This window comes from Cognatiyoonia sp. IB215182 (assembly GCF_033963905.1).
Classification (GTDB): domain Bacteria; phylum Pseudomonadota; class Alphaproteobacteria; order Rhodobacterales; family Rhodobacteraceae; genus Yoonia.
Genome location: NZ_JAXBMB010000020.1, coordinates 37,559 through 57,737, shown reverse-complemented (window position 1 = coordinate 57,737; position 20,179 = coordinate 37,559). Strand labels below are relative to the sequence as shown.

23 protein-coding genes are annotated in these 20,179 nt (G+C 60.3%); all 23 read left to right on the top strand.

The features are described 5' to 3' along the window. The first annotated feature begins 182 nt into the window (after positions 1-182). The 23 genes from SLH47_RS24220 (at position 183) to hypE (ending at position 19,909) form a co-directional block, all read left to right on the top strand. A complete protein-coding gene (locus tag SLH47_RS24220; RefSeq protein WP_320243460.1) occupies positions 183-329 on the top strand; it encodes a hypothetical protein in 147 nt (48 codons plus the stop codon). Between the two features lie 47 nt (positions 330-376). After that, complete coding sequence (locus SLH47_RS24215) at positions 377-502, top strand: hypothetical protein (RefSeq protein ID WP_320243458.1); 126 nt, start codon at positions 377-379, stop codon at positions 500-502. A gap of 132 nt (positions 503-634) precedes the next feature. Further along, on the top strand, positions 635-1,963 hold the full coding sequence (locus SLH47_RS24210; protein WP_320243456.1) for a sensor histidine kinase: 1,329 nt from the start codon (positions 635-637) through the stop codon (positions 1,961-1,963). Continuing rightward, positions 1,960-2,952: a HupU protein gene (locus tag SLH47_RS24205; RefSeq protein ID WP_320243454.1), complete on the top strand. Its 993-nt coding sequence runs from the start codon at positions 1,960-1,962 to the stop codon at positions 2,950-2,952. The genes SLH47_RS24210 and SLH47_RS24205 overlap by 4 nt, the downstream gene beginning before the upstream one ends. Beyond that, positions 2,949-4,373: a nickel-dependent hydrogenase large subunit gene (locus SLH47_RS24200; RefSeq protein ID WP_320243452.1), complete on the top strand. Its 1,425-nt coding sequence runs from the start codon at positions 2,949-2,951 to the stop codon at positions 4,371-4,373. Before SLH47_RS24205 ends, SLH47_RS24200 begins: the two co-directional genes overlap by 4 nt. Then, complete coding sequence (gene hypF / locus SLH47_RS24195) at positions 4,370-6,619, top strand: carbamoyltransferase HypF (RefSeq protein WP_320243450.1); 2,250 nt, start codon at positions 4,370-4,372, stop codon at positions 6,617-6,619. The genes SLH47_RS24200 and hypF overlap by 4 nt, the downstream gene beginning before the upstream one ends. 204 nt (positions 6,620-6,823) lie before the next feature. After that, a complete protein-coding gene (locus tag SLH47_RS24190) occupies positions 6,824-7,921 on the top strand; it encodes a hydrogenase small subunit (RefSeq protein ID WP_320243448.1) in 1,098 nt (365 codons plus the stop codon). 3 nt (positions 7,922-7,924) lie between these two features. Further along, a complete protein-coding gene (locus SLH47_RS24185; protein WP_320243446.1) occupies positions 7,925-9,718 on the top strand; it encodes a nickel-dependent hydrogenase large subunit in 1,794 nt (597 codons plus the stop codon). 16 nt (positions 9,719-9,734) lie between these two features. Then, positions 9,735-9,902, top strand: a complete 168-nt coding sequence (locus tag SLH47_RS24180) for a hypothetical protein (RefSeq protein ID WP_320243444.1) — start codon at positions 9,735-9,737, stop codon at positions 9,900-9,902. Beyond that, positions 9,899-10,642: a Ni/Fe-hydrogenase, b-type cytochrome subunit gene (cybH, locus tag SLH47_RS24175; protein ID WP_320243442.1), complete on the top strand. Its 744-nt coding sequence runs from the start codon at positions 9,899-9,901 to the stop codon at positions 10,640-10,642. Before SLH47_RS24180 ends, cybH begins: the two co-directional genes overlap by 4 nt. Before the next feature lie 277 nt (positions 10,643-10,919). Further along, positions 10,920-11,525 (top strand): HyaD/HybD family hydrogenase maturation endopeptidase, encoded by a 606-nt coding sequence (locus tag SLH47_RS24170; protein ID WP_320243441.1) that lies wholly within the window; start codon positions 10,920-10,922, stop codon positions 11,523-11,525. 4 nt (positions 11,526-11,529) lie between these two features. Then, positions 11,530-11,850, top strand: coding sequence for a HypC/HybG/HupF family hydrogenase formation chaperone (locus tag SLH47_RS24165; protein ID WP_320243439.1), 321 nt, complete (start codon positions 11,530-11,532; stop codon positions 11,848-11,850). A 15-nt stretch (positions 11,851-11,865) separates the two neighbouring features. After that, complete coding sequence (locus tag SLH47_RS24160; protein ID WP_320243437.1) at positions 11,866-12,249, top strand: hydrogenase accessory protein; 384 nt, start codon at positions 11,866-11,868, stop codon at positions 12,247-12,249. 13 nt (positions 12,250-12,262) lie between these two features. Further along, positions 12,263-13,090 (top strand): hydrogenase expression/formation protein, encoded by an 828-nt coding sequence (locus SLH47_RS24155; RefSeq protein WP_320243435.1) that lies wholly within the window; start codon positions 12,263-12,265, stop codon positions 13,088-13,090. Then, positions 13,087-13,890, top strand: coding sequence for a [NiFe]-hydrogenase assembly chaperone HybE (hybE, locus tag SLH47_RS24150; protein WP_320243433.1), 804 nt, complete (start codon positions 13,087-13,089; stop codon positions 13,888-13,890). The genes SLH47_RS24155 and hybE overlap by 4 nt, the downstream gene beginning before the upstream one ends. Continuing rightward, the gene (locus tag SLH47_RS24145; RefSeq protein WP_320243431.1) at positions 13,890-14,774 is read left to right on the top strand and encodes a hydrogenase expression/formation protein HupK; all 885 of its coding nucleotides are present in this window, start codon (positions 13,890-13,892) and stop codon (positions 14,772-14,774) included. Before hybE ends, SLH47_RS24145 begins: the two co-directional genes overlap by 1 nt. Next, on the top strand, positions 14,767-15,108 hold the full coding sequence (gene hypA, locus SLH47_RS24140) for a hydrogenase maturation nickel metallochaperone HypA (protein ID WP_320243429.1): 342 nt from the start codon (positions 14,767-14,769) through the stop codon (positions 15,106-15,108). Before SLH47_RS24145 ends, hypA begins: the two co-directional genes overlap by 8 nt. A 24-nt stretch (positions 15,109-15,132) precedes the next feature. After that, entirely contained in the window at positions 15,133-15,276 is a 144-nt protein-coding gene (locus tag SLH47_RS26445; RefSeq protein WP_413785676.1) for a hypothetical protein, read from the top strand. Beyond that, a complete protein-coding gene (gene hypB, locus SLH47_RS24135; RefSeq protein ID WP_413785675.1) occupies positions 15,273-15,950 on the top strand; it encodes a hydrogenase nickel incorporation protein HypB in 678 nt (225 codons plus the stop codon). The genes SLH47_RS26445 and hypB overlap by 4 nt, the downstream gene beginning before the upstream one ends. Next, positions 15,951-17,426, top strand: a complete 1,476-nt coding sequence (locus SLH47_RS24130) for a sigma-54 dependent transcriptional regulator (protein WP_320243425.1) — start codon at positions 15,951-15,953, stop codon at positions 17,424-17,426. It abuts the gene before it with no gap. 4 nt (positions 17,427-17,430) lie between these two features. Next, on the top strand, positions 17,431-17,724 hold the full coding sequence (gene hypC / locus SLH47_RS24125) for a HypC/HybG/HupF family hydrogenase formation chaperone (RefSeq protein ID WP_320243423.1): 294 nt from the start codon (positions 17,431-17,433) through the stop codon (positions 17,722-17,724). Then, entirely contained in the window at positions 17,721-18,869 is a 1,149-nt protein-coding gene (gene hypD, locus SLH47_RS24120; protein WP_320243422.1) for a hydrogenase formation protein HypD, read from the top strand. The genes hypC and hypD overlap by 4 nt, the downstream gene beginning before the upstream one ends. After that, complete coding sequence (hypE, locus tag SLH47_RS24115) at positions 18,866-19,909, top strand: hydrogenase expression/formation protein HypE (RefSeq protein ID WP_320243420.1); 1,044 nt, start codon at positions 18,866-18,868, stop codon at positions 19,907-19,909. The genes hypD and hypE overlap by 4 nt, the downstream gene beginning before the upstream one ends. The last annotated feature ends 270 nt before the right edge of the window (positions 19,910-20,179 follow it).

The window sequence follows — 20,179 nt, the reverse complement described above, 5'->3', positions numbered from 1 at the left end:
CATGTAGATTCTCCAGTTTCATAAACACCGTATCTCGGCGTCCACGAAACCGGCAGCAGGCCAGATCGACGACATCCAGGTCGAGCTCGCAGTCGGACCTCATGAACTAGCACAAGTGGCAGGCGGTTGGATATTCCGCTCCCGGACGCAATTTGCGAACGCCGTCAAAGCCGCTGCTGATCTTGGCGAACAATCCGCTCGCCTTCACCGAGATGGGTGTGCTCTGCGCCACAGCCTATCACCAGCCCATCGACCGGGTGGGGCTGGCCGACATCTTCGACGAGGAGATCAGTGCGAATTGCTGGCCCGACTGCGCTACAAGGATCTGATCGCGAGCGGCCCGCTGCCGCCACGGCCCGGCGCGCCAAACACGCCGGTGACGACGGAGACGTTCCCGGTGACGTTCGATCTGCAGAGCCTGCGGGACTTGCCGGAGCTTGGGTTGGGCGAAACCGTGTGGGAGCACAGGATCGTTAGCTCGGGCTGGGACACAATCCTGTAGCAACGAAACACGAGACGCAATCGAATTGACACGACTTGCCTTATTGCCGGGCGCGTCTTTCACGGCAGGACACAATCTCTCAATACCCTTTGTTGATGTCCGATAGTCGGCTAGGTTCGCTACGGGAACAAAATGGTGGTCAGTCCAATCGAGTTCGAAAGCAAAGCGGATCCGCAGTTTACGGATGAAGCATGGTCTGAGGTTTTGGCCGCGGTCGATGCTGCCTATTCCGAATTGGTTTCCCACCAGAACCTTCTCGAAGAGCAGAATGAGAAACTCCATGAATTCCGGCGTTTCCTGACGTCGATCCTTTCGTCTGTCAGCGATATCATGATCATTGTCGGCCGGAACGCGACGATTGCCGAAGTCAGCGCATCACTGATCGAAGCGACCGGTCTCGCAGGTGAGGGCCTGATCGGACTAGATGCGGGAGCGCTCTTCGAGGGGGACAGCAAGTCGCGTCTTCTTCACGAACTTGATGCATTGCGCTTTTCGCGCGAAGCCGTTCGCTTTGAGGCGGAGCTGAAGACGGCGGAAAGCTCTGAGCCATACGAAGTGTCCATCGCAGCGCGTATCGACGACCGGGGCAAGATGATCGGAGCCGTGATCGTTGGGAGACCGTTGGGTGAGCTGCGTCGCGCTTACTCCGAGCTCGAGTTAAGCCACGAGAGCCTGAAAGAGGCACAGTCGCAGCTTGTACGAAACGAAAAACTCGCCTCGTTGGGGCGGCTCCTGGCGGGCGTCGCTCACGAGCTGAACAACCCGATCAGCTTCGTCTACGCAAATGCCCATGCCCTAGAGAAGTACATCATGCGGTTCGAGGAATACTTCGACCGCGTCGAAGCGGGGGCATCGCGCGAAGAACTTGTTGCGCTAAGAGGGCAACTGAAACTGGACCGCGAGCTTAGAAATCTTCGAGCAGCCATCGACGGAGCGCGAGAAGGTTCCGAGCGCGTGCGAGACATCGTGGCCGACCTGCGCAGGTTGTCGGTCACAGGTGCAGGCGCACGCGAGGCCTACGATCTGGTCGAGGCTGCGCGTGTGGCCGCGAGGTGGGTTGCCCGGGGCTCGAAAGCGGACGTCGATATCCGGTTCGAGGGTCTGGACGAATTGTCTGTCCACGGTAATTCGGGCCACATACAGCAGATTGTCATGAACCTTGTGCAGAATGCCATCGATGCGCTCAAGGGACGGGATGATGCGACAATCGTTGTGTCTACGTCTGTCGAGAACGGAAATGGCGTGCTGACTGTGTCGGACAATGGGCCCGGCATTGATGCAGACGTGGCCTCGGCGATTTTTGATCCGTTTTTCACAACAAAACCTGTGGGCGAGGGGACCGGACTGGGCCTGTCGATCTCGAACAAGATTGCCGAGGAGCATGGCGGACGGTTGAGCCACACCAATCTCAATCCCGGCTCAGCATTCCGACTGGAGCTTCCAATGGAGGAAGAAACGTGAACTTGCTTTGGCTGCAATCCGCAGGATGCGGAGGTTGCACAATGTCGTTCTTGTGCGCTGAGGACCCGAACGTTCTCAATCTGCTGGATGATGCAGGGATAAACCTCCTCTGGCACCCCGCGATTTCAGAAGAGACCGGTACTGAGGCTCTGACAATCCTCGAGGACGTCCGAACCGGACGGCTGCCGCTCGATATCCTGTGCGTGGAGGGTTCGATTGTCACCGGGCCAAAGGGCACCGGGCGCTATCACGTGTTATCCGGCACGGGCCGGTCAATGCTTGACTGGGTGCGTGATCTGGCACCGCTGGCGACTTATGTTCTGGCGGTGGGCACCTGTGCTGCCTATGGAGGCATTACCGCCGCCGGTGGGAATCCGGCCGACGCTGTCGGTCTTCAGTACGATGGAGGCCATCAGGGTGGCGCGCTGGCCAGCGATTTTTCTGCCCGGTCGGGCCTTCCCGTGGTCAATATTGCCGGATGTCCCACGCATCCGGACTGGGTTACTGAGACGCTGTTGCTGATCGCGGCCGGTGCCCTTGATAGCGATGAGCTTGATGATCTTGGACGTCCGCTCTTTTACGCCGAACATCTCGTGCATCATGCGTGTCCAAAGAACGAGTTCTACGAATACAAAGCCAGCGCCAGTAAACTTTCGGAACTGGGCTGTATGATGGAAAATCTAGGCTGTGTGGGAACGCAGGCCGTGGGCGACTGTAATATCCGGCCCTGGAATGGTGGCGGTTCTTGCACGCGCGGTGGATATCCCTGCATCGCCTGTACGAGTCCAGAGTTCGAAAGCCCGCATCATGCGTTTACGGAGACGCCCAAACTCGCCGGCATTCCCGTGGGTCTTCCCTCGGACATGCCGAAAGCATGGTTCATGGCGCTTGCTTCCCTGTCCAAGGCAGCAACACCCGAGCGGATCAGTCGAAACGCCGTATCTGACCGCGTCGAAGTGGTGCCGAAGCCAAAGCGAGAACGTTCATGACCGAGTTGATCGTAGGACCATTCAACCGGGTGGAAGGCGATCTGGAGGTGCGGCTCGATATTGAAGATGGCGCGGTAAGCGGTGCCTATGCGAATTCTCCGCTTTTTCGCGGGTTCGAAAAGATGCTGGCCGGTGCCGATCCCCGCGATGCACTTACTCTTACACCACGCATCTGTGGGATATGCTCGATCAGCCAATCGGCGGCGGCTGCCCGTGCGCTCGCGGATGCGGCGGGTGTCGAGATGCCCGAACAAGGTGGGATCGCCGCATCGATCTTGCATGGTGTCGAGAACCTTGCCGATCATATCACCCATTTCTATCTGTTTTTCATGCCAGATTTCGCACGACCTGTTTACCAAGGTCGCGAGTGGTATGATGAGATCGTGACCCGCTTCACTGCGACCAAGGGAACGGCGGCCAAGGCCGCGCTTGATGCGCGCGCACGGCTTTTCCATATTACGGGCATTCTTGGGGGAAAGTGGCCGCACACGCTTGCCATACAGCCGGCCGGGGTCACGCGCACCCCAACCGCCGCCGAGCGTGTGCGGATGAACTCGACCCTCAAGGCATTTCGCCGCTTTCTCGAGACCCATCTGTTCGGAGCCCCGGTTGAGGCGTTTCTTGCACTGAAGACAAGCGGTGACCTCGACACCTGGAAGACAGGGGATGCTGGGCTCTTTCTACAGGCGGCCCGGGATCTGAACCTCGGCGGCTTGGGGGTCGGACCACGGCGATACTTGTCGTATGGGGCGTATCCAAAGCCTGATGGACGAACGACGAAGCAAGGGCTCTGGTCCGGTGGCGTGATCCACGACATTGATCCGGGGGGTATTGTCGAGGATGTCGCGAGAAGCTGGATGCTCGGGCCGTCGGCCAATCCGTTTGAGGGTCTGACACAACCCGACGAGGAAATGTCTGAGACGGGGTACAGCTGGTGCAAGGCGCCTCGCCTTAACGGTGAGACAGCCGAAGTCGGCGCGCTTGCCAGAAATGTCGTCGATGGTCATCCACTTGCGTTGAGCGTTGCAGAGCAGGGCGGTGTGACGGCACGGATTGCCGGTCGGATTCTCGAGATCGCACGGACGCAGGTCTGGCTTGAAGACTGGGTCAATGCGCTTGATCCGTCCCAGACCTTTATGGGTGACTTCGATGTGCCCCGTGAGGGGCGCGGCATCGGGCTTGTCGAAGCGGCCCGCGGATCCCTCGGCCATTGGGTCGTCATTAAAGATGGCCGGATCGCGAATTATCAGATCGTTGCACCGACCACCTGGAACTTTTCCCCTCGCGACGGGTCTGACGCGCCTGGCCCGCTTGAGGCGGCTCTGGTGGGTGCGCCAGTTGGCGCGGGCGAGACCGCACCTGTTTCGGTGCAGCACATCGTTCGAAGCTTCGATCCCTGCATGGTCTGCACGGTGCATTGACCAGCGGTCGACGCATACGCGTTCGCGGTCAGGTGCAAGGAGTGGGATTCAGGCCATTTGTTTGGCAATTGGCACATCGTCTGGGTGTACGGGGACAGGTCAGCAACGATGCAGAAGGCGTCCTGATCCTTGCCGCTGGCCAAAACCTCGACGCTTTCGAACGGGCCCTCAAGCACGAAGCACCAGCCCTTGCAGTCGTAGAGACCGTCGAAGTTGAGGTGGTCGAAGGTGCCTTTGGCGGCACTTTTGAGATCGTGGCCTCTGGTCCGCAGGGTGCCGAGACCCGCGTCACGCCGGACGCTGCCACATGTCCGGATTGTCTTGCCGAAATCCGCACCCCCGGCGAAAGACGATATGGATATCCCTTTGCGAATTGCACGAATTGTGGGCCTCGCTACTCGATCCTGAACGCATTGCCTTATGATCGTGCGCAGACAACGATGGCGCCCTTCGAGATGTGCGCCGCCTGTCGTGCCGAATACGAGGACCCGGCCGACCGACGTTTTCACGCGCAACCAATTGCCTGTCCCAGATGTGGCCCATCCGTGTGGTTGGAGGATCGGACGGGTGCCATCGTGGACGGCGACTCGCTTGAGCTTGCGGCTGGCCAGCTCCGACAGGGGCGCATCTTTGCGATCAAGGGGCTTGGTGGTTTCCATCTCGCATGCGACGCAACGCAAGCGGAAGTTGTTGCTGAGTTGCGCCAACGCAAAAGGCGCCCCATCAAGCCGTTTGCCTTGATGGCGCCGCTCGAGACGATTGAACGGCATGGCGACGTGACCAATGCAACGCGGGATCGCCTCAGATCGGCGGCCGCTCCGATCGTTTTGATCGAGCGTTCCTTGACGAGCGATTTGCCCGAAGAGATTGCTCCGGGTCAGGGTCGATTGGGATGGATGCTGCCTGCAACGCCACTGCACCACATCCTGCTCGATCTTGTCGATGCCCCCTTGGTCATGACCTCGGGAAATCTGTCAGGTGAGCCGCAGGTCATCGGAAACAACGAGGCGCGGGAGAAGCTGTCTCACTTTGTTGACGGCAGCCTGATGCATGACCGCGACATCGCGCGTCGTCTCGATGATGGTGTCGAGATCATTGGTCCGACCGGTCCCGTTGTCCTGCGTCGGGCACGTGGGTCCGTGCCCGGTACGATCCCGATCCCCGAGACGCTGCCGGACAGACAGGTTCTGGCCCTTGGCGGGCAGCTCAAATCTGCGATCTGTTTGACGAAGAACAGGCAGGCGCTGCTGTCGAACCATCTCGGCGATCTCGACGACGCGTTGTGCGTTGACGAGTTCCTCAAGGCGGACCGTGACATGGCCGCACTCTTTGATCATCGACCCGAGAGCGTCGCCGTCGACCTGCATCCCGATTTCCGGGCGACCCGGCACGGCCACGCACTGGCCGATGCACAAGGTCTGCCAGTGTTCGAGGTGCAACACCATCACGCCCACATGGCGGCCGCGCTTGGTGAAGCAGGCTGGACGGGCTCGGTTGCGATCGGGATGGTTCTGGATGGCCTCGGGCTGGGTCCGGACGGCACGGTTTGGGGCGGCGAGGTGCTGGCAGGTGGATATGCCGACTATGAACGGTCGGTTGCTCTGAAGCCTGCCCCACTTGTCGGTGGCGACCGTGCGCAGTCCGAACCGTGGCGCAATGCGGTCGTCCGGCTCGATCAGGCTGGGCTTTCGAACGTGGCCGAGCGGCTTTTTCGGGACAAGCCGATCGACGTGCTCAGAAGCGCAGCAGCCGTCGGGGTGAACGCACCGATGTCATCATCGGTCGGGCGGCTCTTCGATGCCGTCGCCGCCTGTCTCGGCATTGCGACTGACCGACAGACCTTTGAAGGTGAGGCGGCGATGCGACTTCAGGCGCTTGCCGAAAAGGCCGACACCAGAGAGGCGTATCCCTATGCCTTCGATGGACAAAAGATCGACCCGGTCCCGATGTTCGAAAGCCTTGCATCGGACCTTGAATCCGATCTGGACCATGGCGTGATTGCGGCCCGGTTCCATGGGTTTGTCGCCACGGCCTTTGCCAATGCAGCACTGGCGTCGGCAGAGGCGGTTGGTACCGACACCATCGCTCTCTCGGGTGGATGTTTTCAGAACGTTTTGCTACTGCGGCGCGTCATCGATGAATTGCCGGACATGCAGATTTGCGGCCCTGGACAGGTACCCGCAAACGACGGCGGACTCGCTTTTGGACAGGCGCTCGTCGCCCTTGCGCGGATGGAAAGCTACTGACCATCCACCTGCACCACCGGTAAGCTCCCTACCTGTTGAAAAGCGCCATTATGTGAAAAAGGCCAATCTTCACAGACACTTGGAGACTGCCACAAAAGCAGTCACTTTCCCTGTCGCATACTGGCGCATACCGCGATCCTGTAAATGGATCGGCACGACGTGCGACGCGTGCCCGAACACAACGGGAACCGGAGGAGGCCTGCCTTGAGCCAGATCGAAACCTTCTATGAAGTGATGCGAAAGCAGGGGATCACCCGCCGAAGCTTTATGAAATACTGTTCGCTGACTGCGGCTGCGCTGGGTCTTGGGCCAAGCTTCGTACCCAAGATCGCGCATGCGATGGAGACAAAACCTCGCACGCCTGTCATCTGGATCAACGGCTTGGAGTGCACATGTTGCTCGGAAAGCTTCATTCGCGGGGCGCATCCGCTCGCCAAGGATGTGGTCCTGTCGATGATCTCGCTCGATTACAGCCACGTCCTGATGGCGGCAGCCGGCGAGGCGGCGGAGGCGGCGCTTGAAGAGGCCATCGAGAAATACAAAGGCAACTACATTCTGGCTGTCGAGGGCAACCCGCCACTGAACGAAGACGGCATGTTCTGCATCAATGCGGGCAAACCGTTCGTCGAGCAGCTGCGCCATGTGGCCAAGGACGCCAAGGCGATCATCTCGTGGGGTGCCTGTGCGTCTTACGGATGCGTTCAGGCGGCCAAGCCCAACCCGACACAGGCCACACCGGTTCATAAGGTCATCACCGATAAGCCGATCATCAAGGTGCCCGGATGCCCGCCGATTGCCGAGGTCATGACGGGCGTGATCACTTATATGCTGACCTTTGACCGGCTGCCGGAACTCGACCGTCAGGGCCGCCCGGCCATGTTCTATGGTCAGCGCATTCACGACAAATGCTACCGCCGTCCGCATTTCGACGCGGGGCAATTCGTTGAGGAATGGGACGATGAGAACGCGCGCAAGGGCTACTGCCTTTACAAGGTCGGCTGCAAAGGCCCGACTACCTACAACGCTTGTTCGACCGTACGCTGGAATGAGGGCGTATCATTTCCGATTCAGTCCGGTCACGGATGTATCGGATGTTCCGAGGACGGTTTCTGGGATCAGGGCAGCTTCTACAACCGCGTAACAGACCTGACGCAGTTTGGCGTCGAGGCAAATGCCGATCAGATCGGCATCGCCGCTGCCGGCACCGTGGGTGCGGGTATCGCCGCGCATGCCGCGATTAGTGCGCTCAAATCTGCTCAAAAGAAAACGCAGGACCGCGTGTCCGAGAACGAGGAGGTCTAAGACATGGTTGTCCAGACACCCAACGGCTTCACACTCGACGATAGCGGCCAGCGCGTCGTGGTCGATCCGGTTACCCGGATCGAAGGCCACATGCGCTGCGAAGTGAATGTCGATGAAAACAATATGATCACCAACGCGGTCTCGACAGGAACGATGTGGCGTGGTCTGGAAGTGATCCTCAAGGGTCGCGATCCGCGCGACGCCTGGGCCTTCACCGAGCGCATCTGCGGGGTCTGCACGGGCACGCACGCGCTGACATCGGTCCGCGCGGTCGAAGACGCGCTTGGGATCGAAATTCCGGACAATGCCAACTCGATCCGGAACATCATGCAGCTGAACCTGCAGATCCACGACCACATTGTGCATTTCTACCACCTGCACGCGCTCGACTGGGTGAATCCAGTCAATGCGCTTCGTGCGGATCCCAAGGCAACGAGCGAGTTGCAGCAGGCCGTCAGCCCGTCGCATCCGCTGTCGAGCCCCGGCTATTTCCGTGACATCCAAAACCGGTTGAAGGCTTTCGTGGAAAGCGGCCAGCTTGGCATATTCAAGAACGGGTATTGGGACAATCCGGCCTATCTTTTGCCGCCAGAGGCCGATCTGATGGCGACGACGCATTACCTTGAGGCACTGGACCTGCAAAAGGACATCGCCAAGATCCACACCATTTTCGGCGGAAAGAATCCGCATCCAAACTGGCTGGTGGGTGGTGTGCCGTGTCCGATCAACGTGCATTCCACCGGCGCGGTTGGCGCAATTAACATGGAACGCCTGAACCTTGTGTCGTCGATCATCGACAAGTGCATCGAGTTTAACAAGAACGTCTATCTGCCGGACGTCGTCGCGATTGGCGGGTTCTACAAGAACTGGCTTTATGGCGGTGGGCTCTCGTCGCAGGCATGTCTGGCATACGGCGATATCCCGGAGCACCCGAACGATTTCTCGCCCGAGCAGCTTTACCTGCCGCGCGGCGCGATTACCAATGGGGACCTGTCGGTCGTTCACGACGTGGACGTGCGCGACCCTGAGCAAATTCAGGAATTCGTCGACCATTCCTGGTACGACTACGGTGAGCCTGGCAAAGGCTTGCATCCGTGGGACGGCGTCACCGATGCCAAGTTTGAGCTTGGTCCCAACATGAAGGGGACAAAGACGAACATCCAGCAGATCGACGAGGCTGCAAAATATTCCTGGATCAAGGCGCCCCGCTGGCGTGGGAATGCGATGGAGGTCGGACCGCTGGCCCGCTATGTTGTGGGCTATGCCTCGGGGCACGAGGACATCACAAATCAGATCAACGGTCTCTTGCGAACGATGGACCTGCCGGTGGATGCTCTGTTCTCGACGCTAGGTCGGACGGCGGCGCGCGCGCTCGAAGGCGAGTATTGCGGGCGTCTCCAAAAATACTTCTTCGACAAGCTCGTCACCAACATCAAGAACGGCGACGAGAGCACCGCGAATGTCGCCAAATGGGAGCCGTCGACCTGGCCCAAATCCACCAAGGGCGTCGGCATGACCGAAGCGCCGCGTGGCGCGCTTGGTCACTGGGTTCATATCGAGGAAGGACGCATCGAGAATTATCAATGCGTTGTTCCGACAACCTGGAACGGCTCGCCACGCGACAGCCAGGGCAATATCGGCGCCTTTGAAGCGGCACTGATGAACACACGGGTCGAGCGACCCGAAGAGCCGGTCGAAATCCTGCGAACGCTGCACAGTTTCGACCCGTGTCTCGCATGCTCGACCCATGTCATGTCGCCGGATGGTGAAGAGCTCACCACCGTCAAGGTCCGCTAGAGAAAGGGGATTTCCAATGAAAAGACTGTTCGCACTTGCCGTTCTGGCTCCGACCTCGGCTCTGGCGCATGGCGGTCATGCCGCTCTTGCCGAGCCCGCACATGGCACCTTTCACGCCGCCCCCTTGATCGGCGCCTTCGCCCTCATAGCTGTTGTGCTGGTCATCTGGAGGGCGCGAGAATGAGCGTCACCGACAACGACACCATTCTGACGGGCGATGCCACAGATCAGGACCTTGCCACTATCACCCGGCGCACCAGCGTCTATGTCTACGAGGCACCAGTTCGTCTCTGGCATTGGATCAACGCCTTTGCAATCATGGTTCTGATTGTCACGGGCTATCTGATCGGGTCTCCACCGCCGTCGATGCAGATTGCAGAAGCGACGCACCAGTTCGTTTTTGGCTATATCCGCTTTGCGCATTTCGCCGCTGGTATGATCATGACCGTTGGCTTTTTCGGTCGGATCTACTGGGCACTTGTCGGAAACCACCACTCCAAGCAGATGTTCATGCTCCCATTCTGGAAAGGTCAGTGGTGGGCCGAGGTCTGGCACGAGATCAAGTGGTACGCGTTCCTGGAAAAGACGCCGAAGAAATATGTCGGCCACAACCCGCTGGCACAGATCGCCATGTTCTTTTTCATGACCATCGGCATGACGTTCATGATCGTCACCGGCTTTGCACTCTATGCCGAGGGCGCGGGGCAGGGCGGCATCCTGGACGCAATTTTTGGGCCACTGCGCGACTGGATCGGCAATAGCCAGGTGCTTCACCAGATCCATCGTCTGGGCATGTGGTTCATTCTGATCTTCATGATGATCCACATCTATGCGGCGATCCGCGAAGACATAATGAGCCGTCAGTCCATGGTTTCAACCATGATCTCCGGAACCAGAACGTTCAAGGACGATAAGGTGGATTGAGGCTAACCACTTTCGGAAGGAATCGGACGGGCGCTTCGGCGCCCGTTTTTGATACTGGAAAGTAAAGTTTCAATATGATTAAGTAATGGATGGTAACCTTGCGTTTTCGTGCAAACCAAAACCGACTTTTTTCAGTGTTTTTTGTTTAATTTCAAAATACTAGGAGACTTTCAGGATTGGTGGTCATTTTCCATCCGATTTACGCGAAAATCGCCAAGACTGGCACCAGTACGACCGGTTGGGAACCCGGACGTCCACTGCGGGAGGATCAAGGGATATGGCGAAAGCGCTTGTTCTTGGCATCGGAAACGTACTCTGGGCCGATGAAGGCTTTGGGGTCCGCTGTGTTGAAGCTCTGGCCGAAACCCGATCCTTCGGAGACGATGCGCTGCTTCTGGATGGTGGGACGCAGGGTCTCTACCTACTTCCGTTTCTTGAAGATGCAGATCTTCTCGTCGTGTTCGACGCAGTGGACTACGGACTAGAGCCCGGAACGATGAAGATCGTCGAAGGCGACGAGGTGCCGCGTTTCATGGGTGCCAAGAAGATGAGCCTTCACCAGACCGGGTTTCAGGATGTCATCGCGACGGCACAGTTGATGGGCCAGTGCCCGGACGAGCTGTTGCTGATCGGCTGTCAGCCAGTCGAGTTGGAGGATTACGGCGGGGGCCTTCGCCCGCTGGTGGCTAATCGTATCCCCGAAGCGCTGCGCATCGCCTGCGAGTGGCTGGAAGCGCGGGGCGTCACGTCAGAGCCAGGCCGCACCGAGGCGAACGAGCTTGCTGATCGCTCGATCCGGATGGCGGCGTACGAGGACGGCCGTCCTTCGGAAGAAGAGGCCTGCCGGATTGGCGACGCCCGCTTCCTACCTGCCGGAGAGTAGGCACATGTGCATCGGCATCCCCTTTCAGATCACGGAGGTCGACGGCACCAACGCCGTCGCAACCAACGGGGCGCGGACCGAGGCCATCGACCTGTCGCTGGTCGGCACGCAACCGGTGGGCACGTGGGTCCTGAATTTCCTCGGCGCCGCACGCGAAGTGTTGACCGAAGACGACGCCGAACGGATTGGCGCCGCCATCGCCGGACTCGAACGGGTGATGAACGGCGGCGATCTGGGCGATGCCTTCGCAGACCTGACCGGAACCACACCCAGCCTGCCACCGCATCTTGCGGCGGCTGCGGCGGCTGGGAAGACACATGCCTGAGCAAGGGAGAGGCCCATGGGACACCCGCTGATCGACAGACTGACACACGAACTTGGATGGTCCAGCCTTTCGACCGAAGACGAGGTGCTGGCCTTTATTTCGCGCCCGGGCGCCCACGCGCTTTTTGTCCCGGGCGATGTCGAGCGCAACCTTGAGACCCCGGACGTCGCCGTGATCGTACCTGAACTGGTGGCCGCGTTTCAGGGCCGGTTCGATTGCGCAATCGTCGTCGACGAAATGCACGGCATGGTCAAGAATGCCTCCGGTATCAACAAGACGCCGTCGCTCATCTTTTACCGCGACGGCGTCTGCCTTGGCGGTATTCCCAAGGTTCGCGACTGGGACGATTACATCGCGCGGATCACGCGCTTTCTAGACCTGCCCATTGCGGCCGAGTGAAGGAGCCACACCTATGATCCGTGATGTCCAGATTCCTCCGACAGGTTTCGGTCCAGGCTCACAGCCGAGCGAGACGGAAGGTTCCGAGCTCGAATACATGAGCCTGCCTCAGGATATGCGGACCTATACGCCCAGCATCCCCATGGTCGAGGCCGACCCGGCCCTTGCACCGGCCATGGCGCTTATGGGCCAGATCGCGGACGCCGCCGACAAGGTCGCCAAGGGTGGAAAGAGCGTCAGCTTTGATCTGAGCGGGCTGGACAAGGCCAATCGCGGCCTCATCGCCGAGACGATGGGCGAGGGCGAGGTCGCCATGAAGCTTCGGGGCATCCCGGCCCTTTCGGTTCAGGAGAGTGTCTTTGCGGGTATCTGGACGGTGACGGGAGTGGGCATCGATCGTATCGATGTCGCCACGGTGCCCGACGCCGCCCGTGACCATGCCTTCGTTGCCTCGGTCGAGCGGCGTGCTGTTCAGGCCGGTCCGGGTGTTGTCAATGCGCCCGCATTGATCGCCGAGCTCGAAGACAAAAGCGCGGGATATGCCGGTGAGCTGCATGTGATCAACCTAACGCTTCTTCCACATACCGAGGAAGATCTTCTCTGGCTCGATACGCGTCTTGGGCAGGGTGCAACGGACATCCTGTCGCGCGGATACGGCAATTGCCGGATCAGGGCCACGGCGCTACCCCATGTCTGGCGCGTGCAGTTCTTCAATTCCATGGACACGCTGATTCTGGATACGCTCGAAGTCACCGACATGCCCGAAGTGGTGTTGGCCGCCGACGAGGATCTGGCCGAAAGCGCCGCGCGGTTGCGTCAGGTGATGGAGGCGATCCGATGACCGGGTTCGAAGGCTCGTTCCTGGGCGCGACCGACAAGATCAGCCCATTGGCGATCATGGAATGCAAGATCTGCTGGACGCCTTACGATCCGACCGAGGGTGACGACTATCGCCAGATCGAGCCGGGTACGCCATTCACGGCGCTTCCTGAAGACTGGTCCTGCCCGAATTGCGGCGCGGCGCAGGAGCAGTTCATGGTGCTTGAGGACCCGGGTTCGGAAGCGGTTCAGGAGGCCGCGCAGATCGCGGCGCTGACCGAAAAGCTGGTCGCCGACTTTACCGAGGTCTGGCATTCGACGATGCGCGACGTTCCCCTTGTGAACAAGGCGCTCCGCGTCGAGGCGGTCGGCTTTCGCAAGCACGATGGCAGGGTGATGGGCGTGCTTGTCAGCCCGTGGTTCATGAACCTCGTTCTTCTGCCAGATGGGGACGACTGGTCCGATCTTGTGACGGGGGCGAAAGAGGTTATCGCCTTTCCGTCCGGGGATTACGAATTCATCCATAACACACGTGAGATGACCGGCGGCTACAAGGCGTGCTCGCTCTTCTCCCCAATGGGCGATTTCACCAGTCACAAGGATGCGATCGATGTCGCCCGCGCGGTGATGGACGCGATCTTCAGCCCCGAGCACCGGGCCGAAACCGACCGCGCCGCCGATATCCGCGCCGCCCGCGAGGCCGAGCTTACCGCTTTAACGGAGGTCGAGGTCGAAGACGAGGCAGTCCCTATTCTGGACCCGGCACCGTCGCGACGGGCAGTCATCTCGGGCGGTGTGGCCGCCCCGGACGGAGCGGCCTGATGCTTGATCTGTCCGCCTCTTCCACGCTGTCGTTTCAGCCAGCCCCGGCGCTTCCGGTGTCGCGGCTGGTGGTTGGTCGTGAGGTGGGCGAGGTCGTCGAGTTGTTGCCACGACTGTTCAACCTCTGCCGTGCGGCGCAGGGCGCGGCGGTCGAGGTGGCCCTTGGCCGAAAGGCGGACACGGATGGGATCGCGATCGAGATCCTGCGCGATCATCTTCTGAAGTTCCACGTTACCTGGCCGGCTTGTTTCGGGCGGCCTCCCACGCCCTTGCCGGACAACTGGGCGGTGTGTGGACCTGCGCTTTCCCTCGCGGCTTTCGGGCCGCCGGGCGAGGCGCCAGCCACCGCCGCCGACTTCTTCGATTACCTGACAAGTGATACGGGCTATGCTCCTGTTCTTCGCCTCATTGACGGATCTTTCGCTACTGGCGAAGCCGTCGCGGATCTGCCGCCCGTCACTGCGCAGAGCATCTGGTCGCCGGGCTCGGTGGACAATTCTGTAGCCTCGCGGGTGGCCCGTCACCCCGCCATGCTTGGTATCGCTGAGAGCCGCGGCAAAGGTCCTCTCTGGCGCGCCGCTGCGCGTCTCTACGATCTTCACGCTATCAACGACGGCGATCTGCCATCGGTGGCTACGCCCACGAAGGGAGAGGCCATCGTGCCGGCTGCACGCGGCAGCTATGCCGTTCGGATCGAAGCAACCGGCGATACCGTGACCCGCTTTGACCGTGTAACGCCAACCGATCATCTCTTGGCTGCTGGCGGCGTCCTTGATTGTGCTCTATCCACGCTTCCCGCGACCAAAGGGGGCCTTGGCAATCTTCTTCTGGACGTGCTTGATCCCTGTAGTCCTGTGCGCCTTACGGAGGTAGGTCATGCATGAGATGAGCCTTTGCGAGGGCATCCGCCGCATTGTCGAGCAGGCCTCGGCCTCGGACGACATCGCGCGTGTGACCCGCGTCCGTGTCGAGATCGGTCAATTCGCTGGCGTAGAGAAGAAGGCGCTGAGCTTCGCCTGGGACGTGGTGATGCGCGGCTCCAAAGCCGAGGGCGCGGTCCTCGAAATGATTGATCTTCCGGGAACGGCGACCTGTTTCGACTGTGTAAAAACGGTCGAGATCATGGACAGGCTCGACCCGTGCCCCGATTGCGGCGGCGGAAGGCTCCTACCAGAAGGTGGGGACGAGATGCGTATCAAAGATATGGAGGTGGCGTGATGTGTACGGTTTGCGGATGCGGTGATGGCAAGGTCGAAGGAGACGGGCATCACGGCCATTCTCACGACCACGATCACGGACACAGACACGTTCATGATCACCGGCACGATCACAGGCATGACATACACTACGGCACCGGTCCGGCCGGGGTCGCTGTTCCAGGAATGAGCCAGGAACGCCTGATCGAGATCGAAACCGGGATTCTTTCGGAAAACGATCGCTACGCTAGCTTGAACCGCGCCCGCCTTCGCGAACTCGACGCCTATGCGGTGAACCTGGTGTCGTCACCCGGATCGGGCAAGACGACCCTTCTGTGTGCCACGATCACGAAGATGCAGGCGCCGGTCGCCGTCATAGAAGGCGATCAGCAGACTTCGAACGACGCCGACCGCATCCGTGCGACGGGTGCACCGGCGGTGCAGATCAACACCGGCAAGGGGTGTCACCTCGACGGGCACATGGTTGGACACGCACTGGATCATCTTGCCCCCGTCGAAGGCACGACGCTGTTCATCGAGAACGTCGGCAACCTTGTCTGTCCGGCGGCCTTCGATCTGGGCGAGGATGCCAAGGTTGCGATCCTGAGCGTGACCGAGGGCGAGGATAAGCCGCTCAAATACCCAGATATGTTCACTGCATCGAAGCTCGCTTTGTTGAACAAGGTCGACCTTGCGCCACACTGCGACGTGGACCTCGACCTTTACGAGGCCAATCTGAAACGGGTCAACCCGCTGATCGAGGTGATCCGCGTGTCGGCCAGAACGGGCGAGGGGCTGGACCGCTGGATCGCTTGGCTGAAGGCAGAGGCGCAGGCCAAGCGCATCAAGCAGGCGGCCGAGTAGATGGCGGCCCGCACGCTTCCGAGCGTTCTTGTCGTCGACGATGAGAAGCATTCGGTCGCTTCGATGCGCATGGCACTCGAAGACGACTTTAATGTGCTCGAAGCGATGAATGCGACCGAGGCGCTTGCGCTTATGGAAGAGCATTGGGTTCAGGTGGTCCTTTCGGATCAGCGGATGCCGGGCAAAACCGGGACGGAGTTGCTGACCGAGATCCGGGACCGCTGGCCCGAGACGGTCCGGATCATCATCACCGGCTACACCGAATCCAACGACATGATCGATGCGATCAACGAAGCTGGCATTTATCAGTTCATTACCAAGCCATGGCACCCCGATCAGCTGCTCATGGCCGTCAGGAACGCCGTCCGGCTATTTGAACTGGCCCGCGACCACGAACGCATGACGCTAGAGATGCGCTATCTCGGGTCGACTGCCACCGCGAAACTCGACGCCCGGCGACGCCAGTTGCAGGAGGGGCTCGGTTTCGACAGTGTGTGGCGCGGGCCAAATTCACCGTTGAACGCTGTGATAGCGCTCGCCCGGCAATATGCCAGCTTCGACGTCCCCGTTCTTCTTACGGGCGAGGCGGGTACGGGTAAGACCGAGCTTGCCCGCGCCATGCACTACGGCTCGCTCCGCTCCGATCGGCCCTTCTTCGAGCTGAATTGCACGGGGCTGAGCGACGAAGCGCTCGCGGCTGAGCTTTTCGGGATCAAGCGCGGGGCTGCACCCGGGGTGCAATCGACACGGTTCGGTATCCTGCAAAAGGCGGATCGCGGCACAATCATTCTCAATGGGATTGATAGCCTGTCCGAGGTCATGCAATTGACGTTGCTGCGGCTGCTGCGCGAAGGCGCCTACCAGCCTGTCGGCAGCCACGAGACGCAGACATCGGGTGCGCGCATTCTGGCTGGGTCCCACCGCGACCTTCGCCAGAGGGTCGCCGAGGGGGGCTTTCGCGGCGACCTCTACTTTGCACTCGCCGTCACGGAACTCCACGTGCCCCCCCTTCGCGGACGACCGGGCGATGTCGCAGGTCTAGCAGAGAAGTTTCTGCACGCCGCCGCCGAAGAACATGGCAAGCCGGTCCGCGGCTTCTCCGATTCCGCGCTTGAGTTCCTCGAAGGTTACGACTGGCCCGGCAACCTGCTCGAACTTCAGAACGAAGTCATCCGCATGCTGATTATCGCGCAAGAGGTCACGCTCGGGCCCGAATTGATCTCTCGTCATATCCTTCAGGCCGAACCGGGGGAGAATGGTGCTGACCGCAAGGCCGCCGACCTTGGCACAATGGATGGCACTTTGAAGGACCGCGTCGAAATGATGGAGATGCGCATCCTTCGCGAAACGATGACGCGAATGAAATGGAACAAGAGCCGCGCAGCCAGTGAGCTTGGCCTCAGCCGCGTCGGTCTACGCGCCAAGCTTGATCGCTACGGCATCGAGCCCCGCGCCGCCACATCTGAAGAGGAGTGAGCCCATGTGCCTAGGCATACCAGGACAAATCACAGCGATCACTGACAGGGAGCTTCAGATGGCAATGGCTGACGTCTCGGGTGTTCGTCGGGAAGTGTCGCTTGCCCCTGTCGTCAGCGGCGATCTCGACGAACTGATCGGGGCGTGGGTGCTGATCCATGTGGGCTTCGCGATGGCGGTCATTGACGAACATGAAGCGGCTGAGACGCTCGAGGCTCTCAAGGGGCTCGGCGAGGCGCAGGAAACCCTGGAACAGATGGCAGAGGGCGAAAGGGCCTTCGCGGAGGCCCGGTCATGAAGTATGTCGAAGAATTCCGCGATCCCAAGGCCGCTAAAAGTGTCCTGTCTGCCATTGCCCGCGTTGCCGACGAGATCGGGGCCACGAAAGAGAAGCCGGTCCACATAATGGAGATCTGCGGGGGTCATACCCACGCGATCTTCCGCTACGGGCTCGACAAACTCGTCCATGAAGGAATCGAATTTATCCATGGCCCCGGCTGCCCTGTTTGCGTCCTGCCCATGAGTCGCGTCGATGAATGCGTAGAGCTGGCGGAGCGGCCGGAGGTCATATTCACGACTTTCGGAGATGCCATGCGCGTTCCCGGAACGCGGAAATCCCTGTTGCAGGCCAAGGCTGACGGCGCTGACATACGGATGGTCTATTCGCCGCTTGATGCGTTGGAACTAGCCCGCCGGAACCCGGACCGCGAGGTAGTGTTCTTTGGTCTCGGGTTCGAGACGACAACACCATCAACAGCGTTCTCGATCCAGCAGGCCGCGCGCGAGGGCCTCACCAACTTCACCGTCTTCTGCAATCACATCACCGTCCCGCCGCCCATCCGTGCGCTCCTTTCCGATCCGCACATGGTGCTCGACGGTTTCGTTGGACCGGGGCATGTCTCGATGGTGATCGGTGTGCACCCCTACGACTTCATTGCCGAAGAGTTCGGCAAGCCGCTTGTCGTCGCAGGTTTCGAACCCCTGGACCTTTTACAGTCGGTTCTGATGGTTCTTGAACAGATCCGTGATGGCCGTGCCGAGATCGAGAACCAGTACGCCCGCGTTGTGCCTGAGCACGGAAACCCGGTCAGCATCGCGGCCGTTCAGGATGTGTACGAGCCCCGGCCGACCTTTGAATGGCGGGGGCTTGGCGAAATCGACGAAAGTGGCCTCCGAATCCGCCAGGCATATCGCGCGTATGACGCCGAAGCGAAATTCGGGATCGGCTACGGGTCCGACACCGGCCGCGCGCCCGTCGAAGAACCCGAGGGATGTGCCTGCGGAGCGGTCATGACCGGGCGCTGCAAACCCACCGATTGCCCCCAATTCGGCACGGGTTGTACGCCAGAAATGCCGCTCGGCGCACTCATGGTATCGTCAGAGGGCGCGTGTGCAGCCTACTGGCAATACGGTGGCGCACGACCATTGGAGGCGGCGGAATGAACATGACGAAGCGCATTTCCCGTCTTCGCGATGCGCGCGTGACGCTTGCGCATGGTGGCGGAGGCAAGGCCATGCGCGATCTCATCGATGAAGTATTCGTAACGGCTTTCGAACCCCCGGGAATGGAGGATCAGGCCCGTCTGATGTCCGCGGCTCTTCAGGAACCAGGCGCGCAACTTGCCTTCACGACCGACAGCTTTGTTGTCACACCGATCGAGTTTCCCGGCGGCGACATCGGCACGCTGGCCGTCTGTGGTACGGTCAACGACCTCGCCGTCGGTGGCGCGAACCCGCTCTGGCTTTCCGCCTCCTTTATTATTGAGGAGGGTACCGAGATCGCACTTCTGCGCCGGATCGTCGCCAGCATGGTACGCGAGGCAGAGGCCGCCGGGGTTCGCATCGTGACCGGTGACACCAAGGTCGTTGAGCGAGGCTCGGCTGATGGTGTCTTTGTCACGACTTCGGGTGTCGGCGTCATTCCTCCGGGACGGGACCTGCGCGCCGATGCGATCCAGCCGGGTGACGTCGCCATCGTCAACGGAGTCCTCGGAGACCACGGTGCCGCAATCCTTGCTGCACGCGGAGATCTTGCGCTTTCGACCGACATCGAAAGCGATTGCCAACCCTTGAATGACTTGATGGATTCCGCAATCGACGCTGCGCCCGGTCTTCGTGCCGCTCGCGATGCAACACGCGGCGGTCTTGCCTCGGCGTTGAACGAGATGGCGGATGCGGCGGGCGTATCGATCGAGATCGACGAAGACCTGCTACCCCTTCGCCCCGAAGTTGCCGGTGTCTGCGAAATCCTAGGTCTTGATCCGCTTTACCTTGCCAACGAAGGAACTCTGGTTGTCTTTGTCCCCGAAGCAGAGGCAACCGCTGCACTGGCCGCCATGCGTGCGACCGATGCCGGGCGGGATGCCGCGATCATCGGTAACGCGACCGTACGCGGTTCTATGCCCGTCACCCTCCGAACCCGCTTCGGAGGCACCCGGATCGTCGACATGCTGGTCGGAGAGCAGCTTCCCCGGATTTGCTGAAGCCCGACGTCATTAAGGGGCGGATGCTTCGCCTATGCGGGGTTTCTGGCTACCAGGGGGCACCTCGTTGCGGAGACGACAGAGCGTTTCAGGCCATGATTTTTGTTGCGTCAGTCGGAAACAGTATTGCTGATGCCGGCATTGGCGTCATGCCGAGTCAGTCCGGCAATGTCATAGTAATGCCGGGGCATTCTGTCGGCGAGTGGTTTGCCAGCGTCTTGATGGAGGAGCATGTGCAGAATCGTCGCCTTCTGCCAAAAGGTCCACTCG

Bases quoted from the DNA above. Each gene is read 5' to 3' on its own strand.
- SLH47_RS24210 (WP_320243456.1), top strand. From the start codon at position 635: ATGGTGGTCAGTCCAATCGAGTTCGAAAGCAAAGCGGATCCGCAGTTT.
- SLH47_RS24200 (WP_320243452.1), top strand. From the start codon at position 2,949: ATGACCGAGTTGATCGTAGGACCATTCAACCGGGTGGAAGGCGATCTG.
- SLH47_RS24185 (WP_320243446.1), top strand. From the start codon at position 7,925: ATGGTTGTCCAGACACCCAACGGCTTCACACTCGACGATAGCGGCCAG.
- SLH47_RS24180 (WP_320243444.1), top strand. From the start codon at position 9,735: ATGAAAAGACTGTTCGCACTTGCCGTTCTGGCTCCGACCTCGGCTCTG.
- cybH (WP_320243442.1), top strand. From the start codon at position 9,899: ATGAGCGTCACCGACAACGACACCATTCTGACGGGCGATGCCACAGAT.
- SLH47_RS24170 (WP_320243441.1), top strand. From the start codon at position 10,920: ATGGCGAAAGCGCTTGTTCTTGGCATCGGAAACGTACTCTGGGCCGAT.
- SLH47_RS24165 (WP_320243439.1), top strand. From the start codon at position 11,530: ATGTGCATCGGCATCCCCTTTCAGATCACGGAGGTCGACGGCACCAAC.
- SLH47_RS24160 (WP_320243437.1), top strand. From the start codon at position 11,866: ATGGGACACCCGCTGATCGACAGACTGACACACGAACTTGGATGGTCC.
- SLH47_RS24155 (WP_320243435.1), top strand. From the start codon at position 12,263: ATGATCCGTGATGTCCAGATTCCTCCGACAGGTTTCGGTCCAGGCTCA.
- hybE (WP_320243433.1), top strand. From the start codon at position 13,087: ATGACCGGGTTCGAAGGCTCGTTCCTGGGCGCGACCGACAAGATCAGC.
- SLH47_RS24145 (WP_320243431.1), top strand. From the start codon at position 13,890: ATGCTTGATCTGTCCGCCTCTTCCACGCTGTCGTTTCAGCCAGCCCCG.
- hypA (WP_320243429.1), top strand. From the start codon at position 14,767: ATGCATGAGATGAGCCTTTGCGAGGGCATCCGCCGCATTGTCGAGCAG.
- SLH47_RS26445 (WP_413785676.1), top strand. From the start codon at position 15,133: ATGGCAAGGTCGAAGGAGACGGGCATCACGGCCATTCTCACGACCACG.
- hypB (WP_413785675.1), top strand. From the start codon at position 15,273: ATGAGCCAGGAACGCCTGATCGAGATCGAAACCGGGATTCTTTCGGAA.
- SLH47_RS24130 (WP_320243425.1), top strand. From the start codon at position 15,951: ATGGCGGCCCGCACGCTTCCGAGCGTTCTTGTCGTCGACGATGAGAAG.
- hypC (WP_320243423.1), top strand. From the start codon at position 17,431: ATGTGCCTAGGCATACCAGGACAAATCACAGCGATCACTGACAGGGAG.
- hypD (WP_320243422.1), top strand. From the start codon at position 17,721: ATGAAGTATGTCGAAGAATTCCGCGATCCCAAGGCCGCTAAAAGTGTC.
- hypE (WP_320243420.1), top strand. From the start codon at position 18,866: ATGAACATGACGAAGCGCATTTCCCGTCTTCGCGATGCGCGCGTGACG.